Annotated in this window: 19 protein-coding genes; 14 read left to right on the top strand and 5 right to left on the bottom strand. The window is 69.4% G+C overall.

What is annotated here, in order from left to right; genetic code table 11:
- Positions 1–5 precede the first annotated feature (5 nt).
- Positions 6–1,190 carry a M20 aminoacylase family protein gene (locus tag AB6807_RS14225; RefSeq protein ID WP_371085187.1) on the top strand — a complete coding sequence of 395 codons (1,185 nt, stop codon included), beginning with the start codon at positions 6–8 and terminating at the stop codon, positions 1,188–1,190.
- Between the two features lie 5 nt (positions 1,191–1,195).
- Here the strand turns inward: AB6807_RS14225 and AB6807_RS14220 are convergent, their stop codons facing one another.
- The 4 genes from AB6807_RS14220 to AB6807_RS14205 all read right to left on the bottom strand — a co-directional run bounded on the left by AB6807_RS14220 (position 1,196) and on the right by AB6807_RS14205 (position 5,212).
- Positions 1,196–2,173 (bottom strand): Bug family tripartite tricarboxylate transporter substrate binding protein, encoded by a 978-nt coding sequence (locus AB6807_RS14220; RefSeq protein WP_371085077.1) that lies wholly within the window; start codon positions 2,171–2,173, stop codon positions 1,196–1,198.
- 60 nt (positions 2,174–2,233) lie between these two features.
- Positions 2,234–3,151, bottom strand: a complete 918-nt coding sequence (locus AB6807_RS14215) for a 2-hydroxyacid dehydrogenase (RefSeq protein ID WP_371085076.1) — start codon at positions 3,149–3,151, stop codon at positions 2,234–2,236.
- A 71-nt stretch (positions 3,152–3,222) separates the two neighbouring features.
- Positions 3,223–3,957, bottom strand: a complete 735-nt coding sequence (locus AB6807_RS14210; RefSeq protein WP_371085075.1) for a class II aldolase/adducin family protein — start codon at positions 3,955–3,957, stop codon at positions 3,223–3,225.
- A 22-nt stretch (positions 3,958–3,979) separates the two neighbouring features.
- Positions 3,980–5,212, bottom strand: coding sequence for an FAD-dependent oxidoreductase (locus tag AB6807_RS14205; protein ID WP_371085074.1), 1,233 nt, complete (start codon positions 5,210–5,212; stop codon positions 3,980–3,982).
- 109 nt (positions 5,213–5,321) lie between these two features.
- Here AB6807_RS14205 and AB6807_RS14200 point away from each other — a divergent pair, with 109 nt between their 5' ends.
- The 9 genes from AB6807_RS14200 (at position 5,322) to AB6807_RS14160 (ending at position 14,332) form a co-directional block, all read left to right on the top strand.
- Positions 5,322–6,263, top strand: a complete 942-nt coding sequence (locus AB6807_RS14200; protein ID WP_286515094.1) for a LysR family transcriptional regulator — start codon at positions 5,322–5,324, stop codon at positions 6,261–6,263.
- A gap of 109 nt (positions 6,264–6,372) precedes the next feature.
- Complete coding sequence (gene hisD / locus AB6807_RS14195) at positions 6,373–7,692, top strand: histidinol dehydrogenase (protein ID WP_371085073.1); 1,320 nt, start codon at positions 6,373–6,375, stop codon at positions 7,690–7,692.
- On the top strand, positions 7,689–8,459 hold the full coding sequence (locus AB6807_RS14190; protein ID WP_371085072.1) for an SDR family NAD(P)-dependent oxidoreductase: 771 nt from the start codon (positions 7,689–7,691) through the stop codon (positions 8,457–8,459). Before hisD ends, AB6807_RS14190 begins: the two co-directional genes overlap by 4 nt.
- On the top strand, positions 8,456–9,532 hold the full coding sequence (locus tag AB6807_RS14185; protein WP_371085070.1) for a LacI family DNA-binding transcriptional regulator: 1,077 nt from the start codon (positions 8,456–8,458) through the stop codon (positions 9,530–9,532). The genes AB6807_RS14190 and AB6807_RS14185 overlap by 4 nt, the downstream gene beginning before the upstream one ends.
- A 35-nt stretch (positions 9,533–9,567) precedes the next feature.
- Positions 9,568–10,587, top strand: a complete 1,020-nt coding sequence (locus tag AB6807_RS14180) for a Bug family tripartite tricarboxylate transporter substrate binding protein (RefSeq protein ID WP_371085069.1) — start codon at positions 9,568–9,570, stop codon at positions 10,585–10,587.
- A gap of 10 nt (positions 10,588–10,597) precedes the next feature.
- Positions 10,598–11,647 (top strand): Bug family tripartite tricarboxylate transporter substrate binding protein, encoded by a 1,050-nt coding sequence (locus AB6807_RS14175; RefSeq protein ID WP_371085068.1) that lies wholly within the window; start codon positions 10,598–10,600, stop codon positions 11,645–11,647.
- On the top strand, positions 11,644–12,363 hold the full coding sequence (locus AB6807_RS14170) for an RraA family protein (RefSeq protein WP_371085067.1): 720 nt from the start codon (positions 11,644–11,646) through the stop codon (positions 12,361–12,363). Before AB6807_RS14175 ends, AB6807_RS14170 begins: the two co-directional genes overlap by 4 nt.
- A gap of 16 nt (positions 12,364–12,379) precedes the next feature.
- Complete coding sequence (locus AB6807_RS14165) at positions 12,380–13,186, top strand: HpcH/HpaI aldolase/citrate lyase family protein (protein ID WP_371085066.1); 807 nt, start codon at positions 12,380–12,382, stop codon at positions 13,184–13,186.
- Positions 13,187–13,369: 183 nt separating this feature from the next.
- Complete coding sequence (locus tag AB6807_RS14160) at positions 13,370–14,332, top strand: alpha/beta fold hydrolase (RefSeq protein WP_371085065.1); 963 nt, start codon at positions 13,370–13,372, stop codon at positions 14,330–14,332.
- An 86-nt stretch (positions 14,333–14,418) separates the two neighbouring features.
- Here AB6807_RS14160 and AB6807_RS14155 read toward each other — a convergent pair whose 3' ends face one another.
- Complete coding sequence (locus tag AB6807_RS14155) at positions 14,419–14,955, bottom strand: ureidoglycolate lyase (protein WP_371085064.1); 537 nt, start codon at positions 14,953–14,955, stop codon at positions 14,419–14,421.
- Between the two features lie 181 nt (positions 14,956–15,136).
- Between AB6807_RS14155 and AB6807_RS14150 the strand changes: the two genes are divergently transcribed.
- The 4 genes from AB6807_RS14150 to AB6807_RS14135 all read left to right on the top strand — a co-directional run bounded on the left by AB6807_RS14150 (position 15,137) and on the right by AB6807_RS14135 (position 21,973).
- The gene (locus tag AB6807_RS14150) at positions 15,137–16,462 is read left to right on the top strand and encodes an MFS transporter (RefSeq protein WP_286515081.1); all 1,326 of its coding nucleotides are present in this window, start codon (positions 15,137–15,139) and stop codon (positions 16,460–16,462) included.
- Positions 16,463–16,564: 102 nt separating this feature from the next.
- Complete coding sequence (locus AB6807_RS14145; RefSeq protein WP_371085063.1) at positions 16,565–17,296, top strand: FadR/GntR family transcriptional regulator; 732 nt, start codon at positions 16,565–16,567, stop codon at positions 17,294–17,296.
- 142 nt (positions 17,297–17,438) lie between these two features.
- Positions 17,439–17,738 (top strand): hypothetical protein, encoded by a 300-nt coding sequence (locus AB6807_RS14140; RefSeq protein WP_371085062.1) that lies wholly within the window; start codon positions 17,439–17,441, stop codon positions 17,736–17,738.
- Between the two features lie 179 nt (positions 17,739–17,917).
- The gene (locus AB6807_RS14135) at positions 17,918–21,973 is read left to right on the top strand and encodes an amino acid adenylation domain-containing protein (RefSeq protein ID WP_371085061.1); all 4,056 of its coding nucleotides are present in this window, start codon (positions 17,918–17,920) and stop codon (positions 21,971–21,973) included.
- Positions 21,974–21,975: the final 2 nt, after the last annotated feature.

The raw sequence follows: 21,975 nt of genomic DNA, 5'->3' as shown, positions 1-21,975 counted from the left end.
CCCCCATGGCATTGATCGACGCCATCGTCGCGCGCACTGACGCCAACGCCGCGCTGCGCCGCGACATTCACGCGCACCCCGAGCTGCGCTATGAAGAATTCCGCACCGCCGACCTGGTCGCGGCCGAGCTGGCGCAATGCGGCATCGACGTGCACCGCGGCCTGGCGCGCACCGGCGTGGTGGGCTCGCTGCGCCAAGGCAGCGGCAGCAGGTCCATCGGCCTGCGCGCCGACATGGACGCGCTGCGCGTCACCGAGCTCAACACCTTCGGCCACGCGAGCACGCACCCCGGCAAGATGCATGCGTGCGGCCACGACGGCCACGTCGCGATGCTGCTGGCGGCGGCGCGGCACCTGGCGCAAACGCGCCGGTTCGACGGCACCGTGCACTTCATCTTCCAGCCCGCCGAAGAGGGTGGCGCGGGCGCGCGCGCGATGATCGACGGCGGCTTGTTCGACCGGTTTCCCGTCGATGCCGTGTTCGGCATGCACAACTGGCCGGGCATGGCCGAGGGGCAGTTCGCCGTGAGCCCGGGCGGCGTGATGGCGTCGAGCACCGAGTTCACCGTGATCGTTCACGGCAAGGGCGGCCATGCGGCGCTGCCGCACGCGGCCGTCGACCCGGTGCCCGTGGCCTGCGAGCTGGTGCAGGCGTTCCAGACCATCCTCTCGCGCAACAAAAGCCCGGACGAGGCCGCGGTGCTGACCGTGACCGTGCTGCAGGCCGGCCAGTCGAACAACGTGATTGCGGACAATTGCGAACTGAGGGGCACGATCCGCACCTTCTCGCTGGCCACGCTCGACCTGATCGAACAGCGCATGACCCAGATCGCCAGCCACGTGTGCAGCGCGCACGACGCGCGCAGCGAGGTGCGCTTCAACCGAAGCTATCCGCCCACCGTCAATTCGGCGGCCGAGGCCGACTTTGCCCGTGGCGTCATCGCCGGCATCGTCGGCGAGGGCAACGTCCTCGTGCAGGAGCCCGCCATGACGGCGGAAGACTTCGCCTTCATGCTGCAGGCGCGGCCCGGTGCCTATGCCTTCATCGGCAACGGCGACGGCGCCCATCGCGCGATGCCGCACGGCCCGGGCCCCTGCAGCCTGCACAACCCCAGCTACGACTTCAACGACGCGTTGATTCCACTGGGCGCCACCTACTGGGTGAGGCTGGTCGAGCGCTTCCTGGGCTGAGGGCTTCAGTCGACCGTGATGTTGCGTTCCTTGATCAGCTTCGACCAGGTGGCGCCTTCGTCGCGGACCATGCGCGCAAGCTCCTGCGGCGTGCTGGAGGTGGCCTCGAAGCCCAGCTCGCGCAGCTTGTTCACGATGTCCGGGCTCTTGAGCACCTTGTCGGTCTCGATGCGCAACCGCGCCACCACGTCGACGGGGGTGTGGGGCGGCGCGACGAAGCCCGACCAGCTTTCCAGCGCCAGCTGCGGCATGCCTTGCTCGGCCACGGTCCGCACCTCTGGCAAGGCGCTCATGCGCGTCTTGCTGGTGACCGCGAGCGGGCGAATCTTGCCGGCACGTATCTGCGGTAGCAGCGTGCTGGGCGCTTCGAAGAACAGGTCGACCTGGCCGCCGAGCAAATCGTTCAGCGCCGGCGCGCCGCCCTTGTAGGGCACGTGCGTGATCTCTATCGCCGCCTCGCGCCTGAATGTCTCGCCCACCAGGTGCGGCGTGGTGCCATAGCCCGGGGACGCGAAGCTCAGTTTGTCGGGGCGCGCCTTGGCGGCGGCGATCACGTCGGCGAGCGACTTGTACGGCGAAGCGGCATTGACCACCAGCACCAGCGGAAACTGGCTCACGGTGGTCACGGGCGTGAAGTCCGACGGCTTGACGTTGACGCCCTTCTGCAGATACGGCGCGATGGTCAGCGTGCTCGCGTTCGCCAGGAACAGCGTGTAGCCGTCGGGCGCGGCGCGCGCCACGTTGGCCGCGGCAATCATCCCGCCCGCGCCGGGCACGTTCTCGACCACCATCGGCTGGCCGAGGCCGGCCGACAGGCGGGCGGTGATGAGCCGTGCCACCACGTCCGACTGGCCGCCGGTCGCGAACGGCAGGATGACCTTGATCGGCTTCGAGGGATAGGCATCGGCCGCCAGGCCGGCCTGCGGGGCGAGCCCGAGCGCCAGGGCGGCGCCCAGGCCGTAGAGCAGTTTGCGTCTTGTCATTGGTTGTCTCCGTCGTGTTTGTTTCTTGAAACCGCAAGGTGTGCGGTGGTGTGCAGCGCCTCAGTAGCCCAGTCGCCTGTCGACCTCGTCGAGCAAGGGCTCGCCTTGCGACAGGCGCCGCAGGTTGTCGATGAACTGCGCCACCACCGGGCCGACCGAAGGCTGGGCCGCGATGTGCGGCGTGACCAGCACCTTGTCGTGCCGCCAGAAGGCGCTGCTGGGCGGCAGCGGCTCGGTCGCGAACACGTCGAAGGTGGCGCCGCCCAGGTGGCCTTCGTCCACCAGCGCCAGCAGGTCCTGCTCGACCACGATGCCGCCGCGCGCCACATTGACCACATAGCTGCCCGTGGGCAGCTTCGACAGGCGCGAGCGGTCGAGCAGGCCGGTGGTTTGCGCGGTGATGGGCAGCAGGCACACCAGGTAGTCGCACCGCGCGAGAAACGCGTCCATGCCGCCCTCGCCCACGAAAACCGGCACGCGGGCCGCACGCGCTTCGGAGCGCGTCCACCCGATCACCTTGAAGCCCAGTGCGCCGACCACCTCGGCCACCACCGAGCCGATGGCGCCCAGGCCCATGACGCCGACCGTGACGTCGCGCGCATCGGGCACCGGCAGGCGCTTCCATTCGCCCGCCGCGTGCTGCGCCTGCATTTGCGGCAGCGCGCGGAAGTGGCTGAGGATCTGCAGCGACACGTACTGCGCCATGCTCAGGCCCAGGCCCGGTTCGACCGCGCGCGTCACCTTCACATGCCCCGGCAGGTCGGGCGCCGAAAGAATGCCGTCGGCGCCGGCGCCGACCGATGCCGCGAGCTGCAGGTTGGGCAGGCGCGGCGCGATGCCGGCCGGCAGCTTGAACGCGAAGAGCGCGGTCACGTCGGGGTCGGCGCCGGCACCGAGCTCGGTCACGATCTGCAGGTCGGGCGCGCGCTTGCGCAGTGCTTCGTAGCGCGCGGTGACGAAGTCGGAGGTCAGCAGCATCAGGACCTTGGGGGGCCGTGCGTCAGCGACTGCCTCAGCGGCTGTTCCAGCGGGTATTTCTGCGGGTGCGTTCATGCAAAGGTTCTCTCGAAGGTGAAGTGGGGGTTGTGCCGCCGCGCCTGGCGCACCAGCAGTTGCCAGCGCAGGTCGACCACGTCGGGGCGGCGCAGAAAGGCCTTGGTCTGGCGCGCCTCTGCGGGCGGCAGCTTCTTGGGCGTGCCGACGGCCATGGCCTGCAATTGCACACGCGCCGCGAACTCGAGCACGGTGGCCGCGATGGCCGTGTCAGCGATGGATTCACCGACCACCACCGAGCCGTGGTTGCGCAGCAGGATGGCCCGGTTGGTGCCCAGCCGCGCGGCGATGCTGGCGCCCTCCTTCTTGTCGAGCACGATGCCGTCGAACTCGTCGAACAGCACGATGTCTTCGTAGAACAGCGCGCCGCTCTGCGTCACCGGCTCGAGGTTGCTTCCCACGATGCCCAGCGCCAGCGAAGCCTCGGAATGCGTGTGCAGGATGCAGCACACCTCGGGCCGGGCTTCGTAGATCTCGGTGTGGATGTTCAGCGTGGGGTTGCAGGGCAGCGCGCCCGTGACCGTGCGCAGCTCGAAGTCGGATTCGATCAGCTGCTCGGCCGTCGCCTCTTCGAAGCCGAAGCCGTAGGGAATGCTCCAGAAAGTGCGGGCGTTCGGCAGGCGAGCCGTGAGGTGGCCTGAAATGCCGCTGCCCTGCCCGTCCATGGCAAGCACCTGGAAGGCGTGCACCAGGTCGTGGATCAATGCCGGCAATGCGTGGTCGTCGTTCATTCGTCGGGTTCCTTGTTTGAATTCAGTTCGTGGCCTGGGCATCGACGGCGCCGCCGACGTCGACGGTGGTCGCGTCGTAGCTGAACAGCCACTCATAACGCTGGCGCACGCTGTCCTCGTTCCATTCGCGGTCCACATAGCGGCTCGCCTCCGCGGCGTCGGCCAGCAGCGGGTTGTGAAAACGCGCCGCGTTGGCCGCGGAGCCGCGCACGATGCGCGAGGTGCGCTCCAGCCGCAGCGCCTGGTAGCGCAGCAAGCCGGCCGCGGGGTCGCCGCGGTGGGCGGCCAGGCAGCGGGCCAGCACCACGCCGTCTTCCAGCGCCATCACCGCGCCTTGCGCCAGGAAGGGCAGTGTCGAGTGGCAGGCGTCGCCCAGCAGCGTGGCCCGTCCGTCGGTCCAGCTGTCCATGGGCTGGCGGCTCAGCAGGGCCCACTTGAAGGGCTGGTCGATGCCCTGGATGAGCCGCTGCACGTCGTCATGCCAGTGCCTGAAGTCGTTCAGGCACTCGTCGACGCTGCCGCGTTCGGTCCACGACTCGACCTGCCAGTCGCTGCGCTCGACGATGCCCACGAAGTTGACGAGCCGGCCCTCGCGCAGCGGGTAGTGGATGACGTGGGCGCCGGGACCGATCCAGTTGGTGCCCAGGTTCGCATGCAGGTGGGCCGGCAGCTTGTCGCGCGGCACCAGGCCGCGCCACGCCACGCAACCGGTGAACTGCGCATCGCTCGGGCCGAACATGGCGCGGCGGATGCGCGAGTGCACGCCGTCGGCACCGACGAGAACATCGCCGCGCACGCGCTCGCCGCCCTCGAGCTCGACCTCGACGCCTTCGACGTCCTGCGTGAAGCCGACCGCCTTGGCGCCCAGCCGGATCGCGTGCGGCTGGCGTTCGCGCACATGGCGCGCCATCAGCGCATGCAGGTCGGCGCGGTAGATCAGGTAGTACGGAAAACCGTACTTCTGCACCGACTCCGCGCCCAGGTCGAACAGCTTCCACGTCTGCCCGGTGTTCCACAGCCTGACCTGCTTGCCGGCGGCCTGGGTCGCCAGCTGCGGCAGCTCGTCGCCCAGGCCGATGTCCGCCAGGCAACGCGAGCCGTTCGCGCTCACCTGGAAGCCCGCGCCGACCTCGCCCAGCTCGGGCGCCTGTTCGAGCACAGTGACGCGAAAGCCGCGTCGCTGCAGCGCCAATGCGCAGCAAAGGCCGCCGATGCCGGCGCCGGCAATCAGTACGTGAAGAGGTTGGGCCGCCATGTGTTTCTTTCCTTCATTGCCAATGGGCCCGATTGGCCACCGGGCAATTGCATCGCAGCGAGAGAAATTTGAGAAGTTAAACTATCAAATCAATTGATAGGCCCTGCTAATGAATATCAGCACCCGCCAGCTCCAGGCTTTCCTGGCCATCGCACGGCTGGGCAGCTTCACGCGCGCAGCCGAGGAAATCTTCGTGACGCAGGCGGGGCTGAGCCTGATGCTCAAGGACTTCGAGGCGCAGGTGGGTGCCCGCCTGTTCGACCGCACCACGCGCTCGGTGCGCCTCACGCCGGCGGGCGAGTCGTTGCTGCCCACCGCGCGCGGCATGCTGGCCGACTGGGACAACGCGACCGCCAACATTGGGCAGCTGTCGGCGGTGGCCGGGCAGCAGGTGTCGCTGGCCGCCACGCCGTTGATCGCGTCGAGCGTGCTGCCGCGCTGGCTGCACGATTTCCGGCAGGTGCAGCCGAGCATCCGGGTGAACGTGAGCGACCTCGACCGAAGGCAGATATTGCAGGGCATCGAGGCCGGCGAGGTCGACCTCGGGCTGGGTGCCTTCTTCAAGCCAGCGGCCGGCATCGAGCGCCAGTTGCTCGCCACGTTCCACATGGTGCGCGTCAGTCCGGGCGCCGGCACGCCGGCCCCGGCGCGCTCGCGCGGCCGGCGCGCGGGCGCGGGGCAGCGCGCGGCCTGGTCTGAATTCTCCGGCGAGCGGCTGCTCGCGCTGCCCAACGACAACCCCATCCAGAAGCTGGTGGATGCGCAATTGCGCGAGCTCGACGCCGCGCCCGCGCGCAGCGGTGCGCTGCAGAACATCCAGGCCATCATCGCGATGGTGGAGGCCGGGCACGGCGTGGCGGCGCTGCCGGGATTCGTGGCGCCTGCCTGCACGCGCTACGAGGTGGCGGTTCGAACACTGGTGGAGCCTCTGGTGCCCATCGACTTCTTCGTGGTGAGCAAGAAGGGGCGGCAAAAGAGCGAGCTGGCGTCCAAGCTGATCGACGAACTCGGCAAGCATTTTCAGAAGCTGAGCCAGATCAACTCGGCCTGAACAGGCAGTCGAACGATCGGAAAAAAACCTAGGGTTTTCCCTGTTTGCATACGAATGCAAGGTTTCGACATTGCATTCGTATGCAACGCCAAACCACTGGGAACACCCGATGATCAAATACCTCAAGCGCGGCAAGGACGTGCAAGTCCGTGCCGACGACGATGCCAAGGTGCGCGCCACCGTCGAAGGCATCATCAAGGCGGTCGAGGCGCGCGGCGACGATGCCGTGCGCGACTACAGCCGCCAGTTCGACAACTGGAACCCGGCCGACTTCCGGCTCTCCGCCGATGCCATCGAGAAGGCGCGCGAGAGCCTCTCGGCACGCGAGATCGAAGACATCGCCTTCGCGCAGAAACAGGTGCGCAACTTCGCGCAGATCCAGCGCGAATCGATGAAGGACGTCGAGGTCGAGACCTACCCCGGCGTGGTGCTCGGGCACCGCAACATCCCGATGGACGCCGTGGGCTGCTACATCCCCGGCGGCAAGTACCCGCTGCTGGCGTCGGCCCACATGAGCGTGCTGACGGCCAAGGTGGCCGGCGTGAAGCGCGTGGTGGCCACGGCACCGCCCTACCAGGGCGCGCCGCACCCGGCCATCGTCACGGCCATGGCCATGGCCGGTGCCGACGAGATCCTGGTGCTGGGCGGCGTGCAGGCCGTGGTGGCCATGGCCGTGGGCACGCAGACCATCGCGCCGGTCGACATGCTGGTGGGCCCGGGCAACATGTATGTGGCCGAAGCCAAGCGCCAGCTCTACGGCCGCGTGGGCATCGACCTGTTCGCGGGCCCGACCGAAACGCTGGTGATCGCCGACGACACCGCCGACGGCGAAATGTGCGCAGTCGACCTGCTGGGCCAGGCCGAGCACGGCCCCACGTCGCCGGCCATCCTGCTCACCACGAGCGAGCAGCTGGCGCACGACACGCTCGCCGAAATCGAGCGGCAGCTGAAGATCTTGCCGACCGCCGCCATCGCCGCCGTGAGCTGGGCCGAGTACGGCGAGGTGATCGTCTGCGACACGCAGGAAGAAATGCTGCGCAAGGCCAACGAGCTGGCATTCGAGCATGTGCAGGTGCTCACGCGCGACCCCGACTACTTCCTGGCGCACATGACCAACTACGGCGCCCTGTTCCTCGGCCCGCGCACCAACGTGAGCTTCGGCGACAAGGTCATCGGCACCAACCACACGCTGCCCACCAACCGCAACGCGCGCTACACCGGCGGCCTGTGGGTGGGCAAGTTCCTGAAGACCTGCACCTACCAGAAGGTGCTGACCGACGAGGCCAGCGCGCTCATGGGCGAGTACTGCTCGCGCCTGTGCCACATGGAGAACTTCGCGGGCCACGGCGAGCAGGCCAACCTGCGCGTGCGCCGCTACGGCACGCGGCCCGAGGTGCCGTGGTACCAGCCGGTGCCGGCGCTGTCGTGACCGGCGCGCTGCCCCGCTCGCCGGGCTTTCGGGTCGACGGCCGGCGCGCGCTGGTCACCGGAGCCGGGCGCGGCATCGGCCTGGCCGCGGCGGCGGCGCTGGCACGCGCCGGCGCCCACGTCACCCTGGCCGCACGCTCGGAGAACGAACTGCGCGAGGCCTGCGAGCTGATTCGCGCCGAAGGCGGCGCGTGCGACTGGCTGGTGCTCGACGTGACCGACTCGGCCGCGGTGACCGCCGCGCTGGGTGCCGCGGCCCCGTTTCAGGTGCTGGTGAACAACGCCGGCCTCAACCGGCCCAAGCTGCTGGTCGACGTGCAGGACGACGACATCGACGCGGTGTTCGAGCTGAACGTGAAGGCCACGCTGTACGTCACGCGCACGGTCGCGCGCGGGCTGCTCGCGGCCGGGCTGCCGGGCTCCATCGTCACCATCTCCTCGCAGATGGGCGTGGTGGGCAGCCCGCGCCGCACGCTGTACTGCGCGAGCAAGCACGCGGTCGAGGGCATGACCAAGGCGCTGGCCTGGGAACTGGGCCCGGCGAACATCCGCGTGAACACCATCTGCCCCACCTTCATCGAAACCGCGATGACGGCGGGCATGTTCGCCGACCCCGCCTTCCGCGACTGGGTCACCGAGCGCATCGCGCTGGGCCGGCTCGGCAAGACCGAGGAGATCATGGGCGCCGTGGTGTTCCTGGCCAGCGAGGCCTCGAGCCTCATGACGGGCAGCGCGCTGATGCTCGACGGCGGCTGGAGCGCGGCATGAGGTCGAACGCCACCGCGCAGGACGTCGCCAAACTGGCCAACGTGTCGCAGTCGGCCGTGAGCCGCACCTTCACGCCCGGCGCCAGCGTGTCGGAAGACACGCGCGCCCGCGTGATGATCGCGGCCAAGTCGCTGGGCTACCGGCCCAACGCCATGGCGCGCAGCCTGATCACACGGCGCAGCCGCATCATCGCGCTGGTCATGGGCTACCTGGAGAACCAGTTCTATCCGCTGGTGATCGAGAAGCTCTCGCAGAAGCTGCAGAAGCAGGGCTACCACGTGCTGATGTTCATCAGCGACGGCGACGAGACCGACGGCGTGCTCGACGAGATCCTGCAGTACCAGATCGACGGCATCGTCATGGCCTCGGCCATGCTGTCGCCCGACCTCGCGCGCCAGTGCGCCGACTCGGGCGTGCCGGTGGTGCTGTTCAACCGCGTGCCCGACACCAGCGCCTTCGCACGCCACACGACCAGTTCGGTCACCTCCGACAACCGCGAGGGCGGGCGCATGGTGGCCGAGCTGCTGCTCGCGCGCGGCCACAAGCGCATCGCGTTCCTGGCGGGGCTGGAAAAGTCTTCGACCAACCTGGAGCGCGAGCGCGGCTTCAACGAGGTGCTCGCGCAAGCGGGCGTGCAGGTGTTCCGCCGCGAGGTGGGCCACTACAGCTTCGAGCGCGCACGCGACGCGGCGCGCGCCATGTTCGCCGGCGTGCCTGCCGCCAGGCGCCCCGACGCGGTGTTCGTGGCCAACGACCACATGGCCATCGCCGCCATGGACGTGCTGCGCCACGAGCTGGGCCTGCGGGTGCCCGAGGACGTGAGCGTGGTCGGCTTCGACGACGTGCCGCAGGCGGCCTGGGGCGCCTACCGCCTCACGACCGTGGTGCAGGGCGTGGAGCCGATGGTCGAGGCCACGGTCGAGCTGCTGCACGAGCAGATGCAGGACGACGCGCAGCCGCGCAACGTGGTCATTGCGTGCCGCGTGGTCGAGCGCGACTCGGTGCGCGCGGCACGGCCCTCGCAAGGCAAACGAAGCAACCCAGGCAAAGCCAAGGTTTCGAAGCCCGCCTGAGCGGGACGATTTCATTCATTCCAGGAGACAAATCCATGAGCCCCCGAATCCGCCCCGCCCTGCGGGCCACGCTTGCCGCACTCGCACTCCCGCTCGCCCTTTCCACGTTCGCCGCATTGAGCGGCATTGCGGGCGTGGCGCATGCGCAGCCGGCCGCCTGGCCCACCAAGCCCGTCAAGTACGTCGTGCCCTTCTCCCCCGGCGGCGTGTCCGACGGCGTGGCGCGCCTGGTGGCCCAGCACCTGGGCGAGCGGCTGGGCCAGCCGGTGATCATCGACAACCGCCCGGGCGTGTCGGGCATCGTCGGCACGCAGGCCGTGGCGCGCGCGCCGGCCGACGGCTACACCGTCATCGGCGGCACCATCACCACGCACGCGGTCAACCCCTTCTTCAACAAGAACCTGGGCTACGACCCGGTGAAGGACTTCGTGCCCGTCAACCTCGTGGGCATGGTGAGCAACGTGCTCGTGGTGCCCGAGGGCAGCCGCTTCAACTCGGTGGCGCAGGTCATCGCCGAGCTCAAGGCCAAGCCCGACAGCCTCACCTACGGCACCGCGGGGCCGGGCACGTCGCAGCACCTGTCGGGCCAGCTGTTCGAGAACATCACGCACACACGCATGCGCCAGATCGTCTACAAGGGCGGCTCGCAGGCCATCGTCGACCTGGTGGGCGGGCAGATCGACATGGTGTTCGAGACCGTGGCCGCCGCGCGGCCCATGATCGACGGCAAGCGCGTGAAGGTGCTGGGCGTGACTGCGGCCAGGCGGCTCGCCAGCCTGCCGGGCGTGCCCACGCTGGCCGAGGCCGGCGCACCCAACTTCGAGATGCAGTCGTGGCAGGGCGTGTTCGTGCCCGCGGGCACGCCCAAGCCGGTGGTCGACCGGCTGGCGCGCGAGATTGCCGCCATCGTCGCCATGCCCGACGTGCAGGAGAAATTGCGCGGCCTGGGCGTGGAGCCCGACGGCCGCACGTCGGAGGCCTTCACCGCGTTCCAGCAATCGGAAATCGCGAAGTGGGGCAAGGTCATCAAGGACGCAGGCATCCAGGCCGAATGAGAGAGACAGCATGAAACACGACACACCTATCGCATCCCGTACATCCCTTCCAACGGCCTCGCGCCTGCGCCGCACCGCATTGCGCGCGGCCGCCGCATTCGCCCTGGCCGGCGGCATCGGCAACCTCGCATCCGCGCAAGCGCCCGCCGGCCCGGGCGGCTACCCCGCCACCGGCCGCGTCACCATCGTCGTGCCTTTCGCGCCCGGCGGCGCCACCGACATCGTCGCGCGCCTGGTGGCCGAAGAGCTCGGCAAGCGCTGGGGCACGGCCGTGGTGGTCGACAACCGCGCCGGCGCGGGCGGCGGCATCGGCACCGAGTACGTCGCGCGCGCCAAGCCCGACGGCTACACGCTGCTGCTGGGCACGCAGACGGCGCTGTCGGTCAACCCAACGCTGCTGAAGAAGGTGAGCTACAACGTCGACAAGGACTTCGCCCCCGTGACCGAGCTCGCGAGCACGCCGCTGGTGCTGCTGGCGGGCAACAAGTCGGGCGCGACCGACGTGAAGTCGCTCATCGCGGTGGTCAAGGCCAAGCCCGACGCAGTGTCCTACGGCTCCAGCGGCAACGGCACCTCGCAGCACCTCACGGCGCTGATGTTCCTGAACCGCATCGGCGGCAAGGCGGTGCACGTGCCGTACAAGGGCAGCAGCCAGTCGCTGGTCGACCTGGCGGGCAACCAGATCGACATGCAGTTCGACAACATGACCACCGCGCTGGCCTTCGCCAAGAACAGCCAGGCCAAGGCGCTGGCCGTGACCAGCGCCGCACGCTCGCCGCTGGCACCCGAGCTGCCCACGCTGGCCGAGTCGGGCGTGCCCGGCTTCGAGGCCGCGACCTGGCTCGGCCTGCTCGCGCCCGCCGCGACGCCCGCGCCGGTGGTCACCTGGCTGAACGGCGAAGTGGTGGCCGTGCTGCGCTCGCCCGCGGTGGTCGAGCGGCTGGCCGCGCAGGGCTTCACGCCCAAGCCGATGACGCCGCAGGCCTTTCGCAAGTTCATCCAGGACGAGACGCTGAAGTTCGCCGAGCTCATCAAGACCAACCACGTGACGCTCGAATGAGCGCCGCGCCGCACCCGGTGCTGAGCGAGGCGCTGGCCCGCAAGCTGCGCTCGGTCGACACGCCCACCATTTGCAACGCGCTCGAGCTCGCGATGGGCGGTCGCAGCGCGCAGGGCTTCACCCGTGGCACGCTGGTGGCCGCGCCGCAGCCGATGGCGCCGATGCTGGGCTTTGCGCGCACCGCGTGCATTCGCGCCGCGCAGCCTTCCACGCGGCCTGCGGCCGACATGCGCCAGCTGCGCCTGGACTACTACCGCCACGTGGCGCCCGTGAACGGCGTGCCCACCCTCGTCGTGATGCAGGACCTGGACGAGCACCCCGGCATCGGCTCGTTCTGGGGCGAGGTCAACTCGGCCGTGCACGAAGGGCTGGGCGTGGCGGGCGTGCTGACCAACGGCTCGGTGCGCGACCTGGGCGACCTGTCGCCGCGCTTTCCCATTCTTGCGGGCAGCATCGGCCCTTCGCATGCCTTCGTGCACGTGGAGCGCATCGGCGAGCCGGTGGAGGTGTTCGGCCTGCGCGTGGCGCACGACGACCTGATTCATGCCGACCGGCACGGCGCGGTGCTCATCTCGCCGTGTTACCTGCAGGCGCTGCCCGAGTGCATCGACCGCGTGCAGCGCAAGGAAGCACCGCTGCTGGCCGCCGCGCGCGGCCCCGGCTTCAACCTGGCGAAGATAGAGGCCGCCATGCGCGAGGCCGACGACATCCATTGAAGGACACACAGACACCATGGACCATCCTGTTCATCCTCATCACCCGCTCGACACCCGCCTGCCCGCGCTGCTGAAAAGCGGCCAGCGCCTGCGCGGCCTGTTCAATTCGCTGCCCAGCCCGGCCATCGTCGAGATGTGCGGCTACGCGGGTTTCGACTTCGTCATCCTCGACAACGAACACGGCAGCGCCAGCCTGGAAACCACCGAGCACATGCTGCGCGCCGCGCGCGCGAGCGGCATCGTGCCCGTGGTGCGTTGCCTGCGCCACGACATCTCGCGCGTGCTCGACATGGGCGCCAGCGGCGTGCAGATACCCATGGTCGGCAGCGCCGAGGAAGCGCGCGACCTGGTGCAGCAGGTGCGCTACCCGCGCGTGGGCCGGCGCGGCAGCGCGTTCAGCCCGCGCGCCGCGGGCTACGGCGCGTTCCCCGGCGTGGCGCACACCGAGCGCAGCAACGCGGGCGTGGCTCTGATCGTGATGATCGAGACGCCCGAAGCGGTCGAGCAGGCCGCCGAGATCGCGTCGGTGCCCGGCGTGGACGCCGTGTTCGTCGGGCCTAACGACCTGTCGCACGCCATGGGCTTCGACAACAACTGGAAGGCGCCCGAAGTGGAGGCCGCGATCCAGCGCGCGCTGTGCGCCATTCGCGACGCGGGCAACTGCGGCGGCGTGATCGCGCTCACGCCGCAGGACGAAGACAAGTACGGCCAGTGGGGCGCGCGGTACTTCGCGAGCACCACGACGGGCCTCATCACGCAGGCCTTCCAGCAGGCCTCCGGTGCGGGCGGGCGGCGGCCGGCGGCGGGCGCGCTGGGGTACTGATTTTTCCTTTGTTGCAAGGGCATGCACGGCGGTGCAGGCATGCCCCTGCGCGCTCGATGAACGGGAAGGGTTAGCCCTGTTTGCATGCCTGTGCAAGGTTTCGACATTGGGTCCGCCGCGGGGCGCTGGGCATTGGGCCCTGTGCTCCGCGCCCGACGACACCTTCACCACGGAAAGACTTCGATGCGACTCCAACGATCCCTGCTGCCGCTGCTCATGGCGATGGGCGCGCAATGCGCACTGGCCCAAGGCATGCCTACGCCCACGCCCACGCTCAACGCTTCACCCGCACCAGCCGCTGCAAGCGCGGCCGCCCCCGCCCTGCCCTACAAGCTGCACACGGTGACCACGCCCGATGGCGTCAAGCTGCATGTGCAGGAATGGGGCAACGCTGCCGGCCCCGAGATCGTGTTCATCCACGGTTTCATGCAGAGCTACCTCTCGTGGCGCAAGCAGTTCGACAGCGACCTGGCGAAGACCTTTCGCATCGTCACCTACGACATGCGCGGCCACGGGTTTTCAGACAAGCCGCAAGGCACCGAGTACTACACCGACAGCAAGCGCTGGGCCGACGAACTCAAGGCCGTCATCGAGCAGACCGGCATGAAGCGCCCCGTGCTGGTCGGCTGGAGCTACGCGGGCCGCGTGCTCGGCGACTACCTCATGACCTACGGCGACAGCGGCATCGCGGGCATCGACTTTGTCGATGCGTCCACCAACGGCCCGCTGAACGCCAAGGCGCCGGCCGGCGCGATCGCTCCCGGGCTGGTGTCGCCGGACGAGGCGGTGAGCATCGAGGCCACGCGCGCGTTCCTGCGCGCCTGCTTCTCCACGCAGCCGACGGCGGCGGAGTTCGAGACCATGCTCGGCTTCAACACCATGGCGCCAGGCTACGTGCGGCGCGCCATGTCGGGCCGGCCCGCGCCCTACGAGGCCGCGCTCAAGACCGTGAAGGTGCCGGTGCTCGTCACGCACGGCATCGAGGACAAGGCCGTGCTGCTCGATGTGGGGCGGTACACGGCGGCTACCGTGCCAGGGGCGAGGCTGTCGCAGTACCCGGGCGTGGGGCATGCGCCGTTCTGGGAAGACGCGGCGCGGTTCAATCGGGAGCTGGGGGCGTTTGTGCTGGCGGCGCAGGCGCACTGAAGTCGCTGAAGGCACTGAACGTGCTGCAGGCAGGTCGCTGCGATGGCGGCCTGCAATGGCGGCCTGCAATGGTTGAGTAGCGCCCCTCAGGAGACCAGAAGCCTGACCCCGTCGGGCAGATGAATCTCATCGCAGTTGTGCCCCGCCCCCCCGCGGTCGACCACCACGAAGTTCGCCACGCGCTGCGTCACCACCAGGGGGTGATGCCACACCCCCCGCGCGTAGTTCACGCCTTGCCGCCCGTCGGTGACGAAGGCGCGCACGTCTTCCACGCACACCGTGTCGCCCGCGGGCGCCACCACCACCAGGAAGCTGCTGCCGTCCATCGGCACGAAGGCCTGGCTGCCCAGCGGATGCCGCTCCAGCATGGCCACGCGCAGCGGCAGCGCGTAGGGCTGCGTCTCGAAGATGTTCACCAGCGCGCGGCCGCCTTCGGGCCCGAGGTCCACGTGCGCCAGGTCGTGGTGGCGCGCCGTCATGCCGGCGTTGATGGACAGGGGCGGCCGCTGCCCGCTCTCGATGACATCGCCGAACGCCGCGAAGGCCTCGCGCGTCAACGGCTGCGCGACAAGCTCTAGCGCCTGCGCCTCGGTGGGCAGGAAATGGGGACGGGCAAGCGTCAACGAAAGCTCCTGTTCTTCTCTGGATCAACTGGTATGACCAGTATGCCTTTCAGACGGAAATCCGGTCAATGCAAGGGGCTCAGGGAAATCCACTATCCGTGAATGAAAACTCCCGCGCTATCGTCGCCCGGCGCCACAAGTCCTACTGGTCATACCAGTAGCCACCATCCACAGGACACGCATGTCAACCACCACACTCCATCCGGCGCAGCAGTCGGCCTCCTCTTTTGCCGCGGCCGAGAACGCGCTCTACAAGAAAGTGGCCTGGCGGCTCATGCCGTTCCTGATGCTGTGCTACGTCGCGGCCTACCTCGACCGCGTGAACGTGGGCTTCGCCAAGCTGCAGATGCTCAACGACCTGCAGTTCAGCGAGGCGATGTACGGGCTGGGCGCGGGCCTGTTCTTCATCGGCTACTTCTTCTTCGAGGTGCCCAGCAATCTGCTGATGCACCGCATCGGCGCCAAGGCCACCATCTCGCGCATCATGATCACGTGGAGCCTGATTTCCGCCGCGATGATGTTCGTGACGACGCCCACGCAGTTCTATGTGCTGCGCTTCCTGCTCGGCGCGGCCGAGGCCGGCTTCTACCCCGGCATGATCCTGTACCTCACCTACTGGTTTCCCTCGCACCGCCGCGCGAAGATGGTGGCGGTGTTCATGTGCGCCATTCCGGTGTCGGGCGTGCTGGGCGGGCCGCTGTCGGGCTTCATCATGGAAGCGATGCAGGGCATGGGCGGCCTGCGCGGCTGGCAGTGGCTGTTCCTGATCGAGGCATTGCCCTCGCTGGTGATCGGCCTGCTCGTGATCGTGTACCTCGACAACAGCATCCAGGCCGCGCGCTGGCTCACGCACGAGGAAAAGACGCTGCTCGCGCGCAACATCGCCGCCGAGAACGCCACCAAGACCGACAACGCGCCCATGTCGCTGCGCGCGCTGTTCGCCGACCGGCGCATCGTGAAGATGGCCGTGATCTGCTTCTGCACGGTGATGGGCCAGTACGGCCTGACCTTCTGGCTTCCCACGCTGGTGCGGCAGTCGGGCGTGTCGGGCGCGCTGAACATCGGTCTGCTCACGGCCGTGCCGTTCGCGGTGGCCATCTGCTCGATGCTGCTGGTCAGCCGCAGCTCCGACCGCATGCGCGAGCGCCGCTGGCACCTGATCGTGCCGTTCTGCTGCGGTGCGCTCGGCCTGATGCTCAGCGCCATCTTCAGCAACAACGTGTACCTGTCGCTCGCCGCGCTGGCGCTGGCGGCCGGCGGCAGCCTGGCCACGTCGCCGCTGTTCTGGAGCCTGCCGACAGCCATTCTGTCGAGCGCCGGCGCGGCCGCGGGCATTGCGCTGATCAACTCCTTCGCCAACCTGGCGGGCTTCGTGAGCCCGTACATGATCGGGCTGATCAAGGACGCGACGAAGAGCACCGACATCGCGCTCTTCGTGCTGGCCGGCGTGCTGCTGTTCGGCGCCTTCCTCACCTACACGGTGCCGGCGAAGCTGGTCAACAAATAGGCGGTGAGCCAGCGAGCAAACCTGCAGGCAGGGCGAGGCCCGCGGTGCGGCCCAAGTAAGATTTCGGTCCCCACGCGAACACGCCCTCCACAGACACCGCCCATGCCCACCACCCCCGCCGTTGCCACCACCGCAGCCCGCCTGATCCAGCAGCGGATTGCCGACGGCACCTACGCGGCCGGCGGCCTGCTGCCTTCGCAGCGCGAGCTGGCGGAAGAACTCGGCATCAGCCGCACGTCGCTGCGCGAGGCGCTGTCGACACTGCAAGGCACGGGCCTGGTGAGCGCGCATCCGGGCAAGGGCATGTACGTGGCCGAAGCGCCTCCGCCAGCACAGGTCCCCGCGCAGGCCCCTTCGGCGCCCGACTGGCGGTTTGCCGGCTCGCACTCGCTGACCGACGTGTATCAGCTGCGCTTTGCGCTCGAGAATTTCGCGGCGCGGCTTGCCTGCCTGGTCGTCGAAGCCGAAGACCTGGCCGCGCTGCGGGCCAACGCACAGGCCCTGCGGGCCTGCATCGACGCCTCCGACTTCGCGCAGGCCACACAGCTCGACTTCGAGTTCCACATGCAGATCATCGGCATCGCGGGCAACCAGGCCATTGCCGACGTGCTGCGCAACAGCGCCGACGTGATGCAGGAAAGCCAGCGCCTGCCGTTCTACAAGCGCGGCGCGCGCCATGCGACGTACGAGGAGCACATGGCCATCATCGATGCGCTGGCCCAGGGCGACGCCACGCTGGCGCAGCAGGCCATGGCGCAGCACATCGTGCAGGCCGCGCAGCGCGCGGGCGTGCATTTTCCGACCGGGTTCAACGGGCCGTCCGCGGCGGCCTGAGCCTCGCGGGGCACCACATGCCCCCATGTCGCCGCATCCCTTGAATTGAGGATTGCGACCTACCCTCAATTGCATACATTGCTCTTCACGCCCCGGCGCCGACCTGTTCGGCAAGAAAAGCCGAGGCCCATGGAGGAATGAAATGCCGCTCTTCTGCCTCATGAGGCTTCAGCACGCCCGTTTCCCGCTGCGCCTGGAAGAGCCGGAAGAGGTCAGGCGAATCTCCGTGCTGGCTGCCACCGGGCTGGTCGATGCGGAGTTCGGCGCCCACCCTACGCTGCGAGGCTCCTATGTGGCGCCGCGGATCGTGGTCGTGAAGGGCATCACCACCGATGGCCTGCAGGAACTCGCGCGCTTCGTCAACGAGCGCGGCCGGGGTCGCGGCGCCGTGCATGGCCCTGCCGCCGCCGATAGTCAAGACGGTGAGGTTAGTACCCGTTAGCAACGATCTTTTCCTGATGTAACCGCGTCAGCAGAGTAATACCTCCGTCCTATCAAACACCCTAGGATGGCGGCAAGAACATTGGAGAGAGATGTGCCACGAGTGACTTCAGCCCCCTCCCGTGGCGCGATGCGCCCGCCTGTGCCCATCGGTCGCGTACACGACGAGCGGGCCACACGATGAGTGCCGCCGACGCGCCGCCCGTCGCCCCCGCGCGCCATGTGCTCGACCTTCCCCTGGACCGCCCACGCCCCGCCGGGCACGGCACCGACATGCGGCGCACCGCGCGCACGCTGGACCCTGCGCTGCTCGCGGCGATGCGCGCGGCCAGCGAACACGCAGGCTTCGACCTGTTCGATGGCCTGCTGGCCGCCTTCGTGGCAACGCTGTACCGGCTGAGCGGGCAGGACGACATCGCGGTTGGCATTCGGACGAACGGAGCGCAGGCCGATGAAGGGCTGACGCTGCATGTCGCCCCGCATGCCGCACAGCCCTTCGATGCGCTCATGAGCGAATGCCACGCGGGCGTGCAGGCTCGAAGCCCGAAACAGCAGCAACAGCCGCACGGGCTGACCAGCGTGCGCTTCGCGTTCGACCCGAGCGCCGCCGAGAGCGATGAGTCCTTCGATCTCTCGCTGGTCCTGCGCCCACATCAAGACGAGAACGGTACCCTGCGCGCCGAAGCCCGCTACAACGCCGACCTGTTCGACGAAGCCAGCGTGCAGCGCTGGCTAGAGATGTTCGCGTGCGTCGTGCGTTCGGCCGCGGCCCACCCCGCGGAACTCGTCGGCCGCCTCGACGTGCTGTCGCCCGAAGCGGCGCGCGAATTGGCCGCGCTGCAGCCGCCGCCCACCGCCCTGGTGGGCGAACCTTTCGCGCACGCCGGCTTCATCGCCTATGCCGCCCGGCACCCCGCGCACATCGCCGTGCGCGACGGCGAACGCGTTTGCAGCTACGGCGAGCTCGATGCACTTTCCAACCGCCTGGCCCATGCCCTGCGCGCACGCGGCGTGGGCCGCGGCCAGCGCGTGGGGCTGTGCCTGGAGCGAAGCGCCGACATGTTTGTCGCGCTGCTGGCGGTGCTGAAATCGGGCGCGGCCTATGTGCCGCTGGACCCCAGCTTTCCGCAAGCGCGGCTCGACTACTACGCGCAGGACGCCGGCTTCAGCCTGCTGCTGACCGCCTCGGGCGTTGCGTCGGCCCCGCGCACATGGTGCGAGGGCGCCGCCGCCCGCGTGTTCGAGATCGACCGCGACACCGCCTGGCACCAAGCCCCCGCGGACGCGTTGCCACCGGGCGACCAGGACGCCCGGCCCGACGACGCCGCCTATGTCATCTACACCTCGGGCTCCACCGGCAAGCCCAAGGGCGTGTGCGTGCCGCACCGGGCCGTGGCCAACCTGCTGCAGTCGATGCAGCGCGAGCCCGGCATCGGCCCGCGAGACCGCATCGCGGCGGTGACCACGCTGTCGTTCGACATGGCGGTGCCCGAGGTGCTACTGCCACTGGCCGCGGGCGCGCAAATCGTGCTGGTGCAGCGCGAGACCGCCATGGACGGCCAGCGCCTGCGCGCGCTGCTGGAGGCGCAGCGCATCACCATCCTGCAGGCCACGCCCGGCATGTGGCAGCTGCTGCTCGAGGCGCAGTGGCAAGGCCGCAAGGAGCACGACGCGAGCCCCGGCCTGCGTGGCTGGATCGGCGCCGAGCCGGTGCGCGCGCACCTGGCGCTGGCGCTGCTCGATCGCTGCACCGCGCTGTGGAACCTCTACGGCCCGACCGAGACCACCGTGTGGTCGACCGCCTGGCACATGCAGCGCGACGCGGTGGCCGCGCGCGGCGTGGCCATCGGCAAGCCCATCGACAACACCGGCGTGTGGATCCTCGACGCGCAACTGCAGCCCTGCCCCGTCGGGGTGCCGGGCGAGATCTGCATCGGCGGCGCCGGCATGACGCTGGGCTACCTCGAGCGCGCCGAGCTCACGGCCGAGCGCTTCGTGAGCGTGCGCATCCTGGGCACCGACACGCCGGTGTACCGCACCGGCGACCGGGGCCGGTGGCGCAACGACGGCCTGCTGGAGCACCTGGGGCGGCTCGACTTCCAGGTGAAGGTGCGCGGCTACCGCATCGAGCCCGGCGAGATCGAGGCGCGCTGCAACGAACATGCGGGCGTGTCGCGCAGCGTGGTCGTGGCGCGCGAAGACCACCCGGGCGACGTGCGCCTGGTGGCCTACCTGGCGCTCGTGCCCGGCACGGCGCTAGACCGCCGCGCGCTCACGCAGCACCTGCGCGAGCGCCTGCCCAGCTACATGCTGCCGCAGCACGTGGTCACGCTCGCGGCGCTGCCGACGCTGCCCAACGGCAAGATCGACCGGGGCGCGCTGCCCGCGCCGCATTCGGTGCAGGCAGTACAGGTCGAGCAGCCACCGATGCCCGCGGCCGTTCGGCCCCCGCTCGTCGTTCGGCCCGACCGGCGGACCGCGCCGCTCACGCCCGCGCAGGCGCGCATCCATCACGAGGAAACGCTGCACCCCGGCCGCGCCTTCCACAACATGCCCTCGGCACAGCGGCTGCAAGGCGCGCTCGACGTGGCGCGTTTCGAGGCGGCACTGCGCGCCATCGTGCTTCGCCAGCCCGCGCTGCGCACCTGCATCGGCGCCGATCCGCAGGGGCAAGCGATGCAGTCGATGGCGCCGCACGTCGACTTCGCGCTGCCCACCATCGACCTGCGCGGCCTGCCGGCCGACCAGCGCGACGCCGAGCTGGCGGACCGCATGCAGGAGCTGGCCGACCGCCCCATCGACATCCGCACCGCGCCGATGGCGCATGCCGCGCTGTTCCAGCTCGACGAGGAAGACCATGCCTTCGTGTTCGTGCCGCACCGGCTGGTGTGGGACGACGGATCGTTCGAGCTGCTGCAGCGCGAACTCGCTGCGCTGTATGTGCGGTCTTCGCTGTCGAGCGACGCTTTGCCCGCGCTCGCCAGCACGCACGGCGACCACGCCGAGTGGCTGGCCGACTGGATGCAGGCGCCCGCCTTCGATGCACAACTCGGCTTCTGGCGCCAACGCGCCGCGCCCGCGTCCCTGCCGCTGCCGCGCACCGACATGCCCCGCCCCACGGGCCGCCGCGGCCGCAGCGGCCAGGGCGGCGTGCAACCCATCGGCATCGACCCCGCCGCCACGCGGCGCCTGCACGACACGGCGCACGGCCTAGGCACGACGCTCGACGTGCTGGCCCTCGCCCTCTACGCGCTGACCCTGGGCCAGGTGACCGGCCGCGAAACGGTCGCCATCGCCGCGCCGGTGCGCGGGCGCCAGCAGCCCGAGGCGCACGACGTGATGGGCCCGTTCGACACCGTGGTGCCGGTGCGTCTCGCGCTCGACATGCAAGCGTCGTTGCCGCAGTTCGTGCAGCGCGTGCAGCAGGAGCTGCTGGCGCTGGCCGACCACCAGCACGCGCCGTTCGAGCAGTTCGTGGCGCCGTGCCCTTGGAGCTTTTCTTTCATCGATGCGCGCGAGCATCCGGCGCAGCTCGCGGACCTGCACACGCGGCGCATGCCGCTGGCGCAGCGCGGCGCCACGGAAGACATCGCGCTGCGGCTGGTCGAAGGCGCGCATGGCCTCGAAGGCGCGCTGGCCTGCAACAGCGGCATCTACCTGCGCGAGACCGGCGCCCGGCTGCGCGAGCGCTACCTCGAGCTGCTGCACCGCGCGGCCGACCGGCCCGAAGCCACGCTCGCGTACATCGCGAGCACCGAGGGCTCGGCCAGCGCGGCGTGGCTGCAGAAGCTCTCCGCAGCCGACGCGAGCGCAAGGCGCGAGGCCACGGCCGTCGCCGAAACCGTGTCCCCCACGCCACCTGTGACGGCCCACCTGGCCAACGCCGAGCAGGCCCAACTGGCACAGGTGTGGGCGGGCGTGATTCGCATCGAGGTGAGGGACATTCGCGCGAACGACAACTTCTTCGAGCTCGGCGGCGATTCGCTGCTGGCGCAGCGCGCGGTGCAGCAGACCGAGAAGCTGCTCGGCTACCGCGTGGAACCGCAGCGCTACCTGTACGAGACGCTCGGGCAGATCGCGGCGTCGGCAACAGGTGCGGCAGCGGACGGCGAGTTGCGGAGCCCCAGCCAAGACGTGACCGACGAGCAGGACATGCCGGACATCGCGATGGCGCCCGGCGCGCGCGGCCCCGGCTTGCTCGGGCGTGCATTCGGCGGCTGGCGGCGCAAGGGCTGAAG

This window comes from Variovorax sp. RCC_210, from assembly GCF_041355175.1.
Taxonomy (GTDB): domain Bacteria; phylum Pseudomonadota; class Gammaproteobacteria; order Burkholderiales; family Burkholderiaceae_C; genus Variovorax.
The sequence above is the reverse complement of the archived record's forward strand: the minus strand, read 5'-3'. Positions and strand labels throughout refer to the sequence as shown.

Coding starts and splice junctions, on each gene's coding strand:
- AB6807_RS14150 (WP_286515081.1), top strand. CDS start 15,137: ATGTCAACCACCACACTCCATCCGGCGCAGCAGTCGGCCTCCTCTTTT.
- AB6807_RS14140 (WP_371085062.1), top strand. CDS start 17,439: ATGCCGCTCTTCTGCCTCATGAGGCTTCAGCACGCCCGTTTCCCGCTG.
- AB6807_RS14175 (WP_371085068.1), top strand. CDS start 10,598: ATGAAACACGACACACCTATCGCATCCCGTACATCCCTTCCAACGGCC.
- AB6807_RS14170 (WP_371085067.1), top strand. CDS start 11,644: ATGAGCGCCGCGCCGCACCCGGTGCTGAGCGAGGCGCTGGCCCGCAAG.
- AB6807_RS14185 (WP_371085070.1), top strand. CDS start 8,456: ATGAGGTCGAACGCCACCGCGCAGGACGTCGCCAAACTGGCCAACGTG.
- AB6807_RS14160 (WP_371085065.1), top strand. CDS start 13,370: ATGCGACTCCAACGATCCCTGCTGCCGCTGCTCATGGCGATGGGCGCG.
- AB6807_RS14215 (WP_371085076.1), bottom strand. CDS start 3,151: ATGCTGCTGACCTCCGACTTCGTCACCGCGCGCTACGAAGCACTGCGC.
- AB6807_RS14225 (WP_371085187.1), top strand. CDS start 6: ATGGCATTGATCGACGCCATCGTCGCGCGCACTGACGCCAACGCCGCG.
- AB6807_RS14210 (WP_371085075.1), bottom strand. CDS start 3,957: ATGAACGACGACCACGCATTGCCGGCATTGATCCACGACCTGGTGCAC.
- AB6807_RS14205 (WP_371085074.1), bottom strand. CDS start 5,212: ATGGCGGCCCAACCTCTTCACGTACTGATTGCCGGCGCCGGCATCGGC.
- AB6807_RS14220 (WP_371085077.1), bottom strand. CDS start 2,173: ATGACAAGACGCAAACTGCTCTACGGCCTGGGCGCCGCCCTGGCGCTC.
- AB6807_RS14135 (WP_371085061.1), top strand. CDS start 17,918: ATGAGTGCCGCCGACGCGCCGCCCGTCGCCCCCGCGCGCCATGTGCTC.
- AB6807_RS14180 (WP_371085069.1), top strand. CDS start 9,568: ATGAGCCCCCGAATCCGCCCCGCCCTGCGGGCCACGCTTGCCGCACTC.
- hisD (WP_371085073.1), top strand. CDS start 6,373: ATGATCAAATACCTCAAGCGCGGCAAGGACGTGCAAGTCCGTGCCGAC.
- AB6807_RS14200 (WP_286515094.1), top strand. CDS start 5,322: ATGAATATCAGCACCCGCCAGCTCCAGGCTTTCCTGGCCATCGCACGG.
- AB6807_RS14165 (WP_371085066.1), top strand. CDS start 12,380: ATGGACCATCCTGTTCATCCTCATCACCCGCTCGACACCCGCCTGCCC.
- AB6807_RS14145 (WP_371085063.1), top strand. CDS start 16,565: ATGCCCACCACCCCCGCCGTTGCCACCACCGCAGCCCGCCTGATCCAG.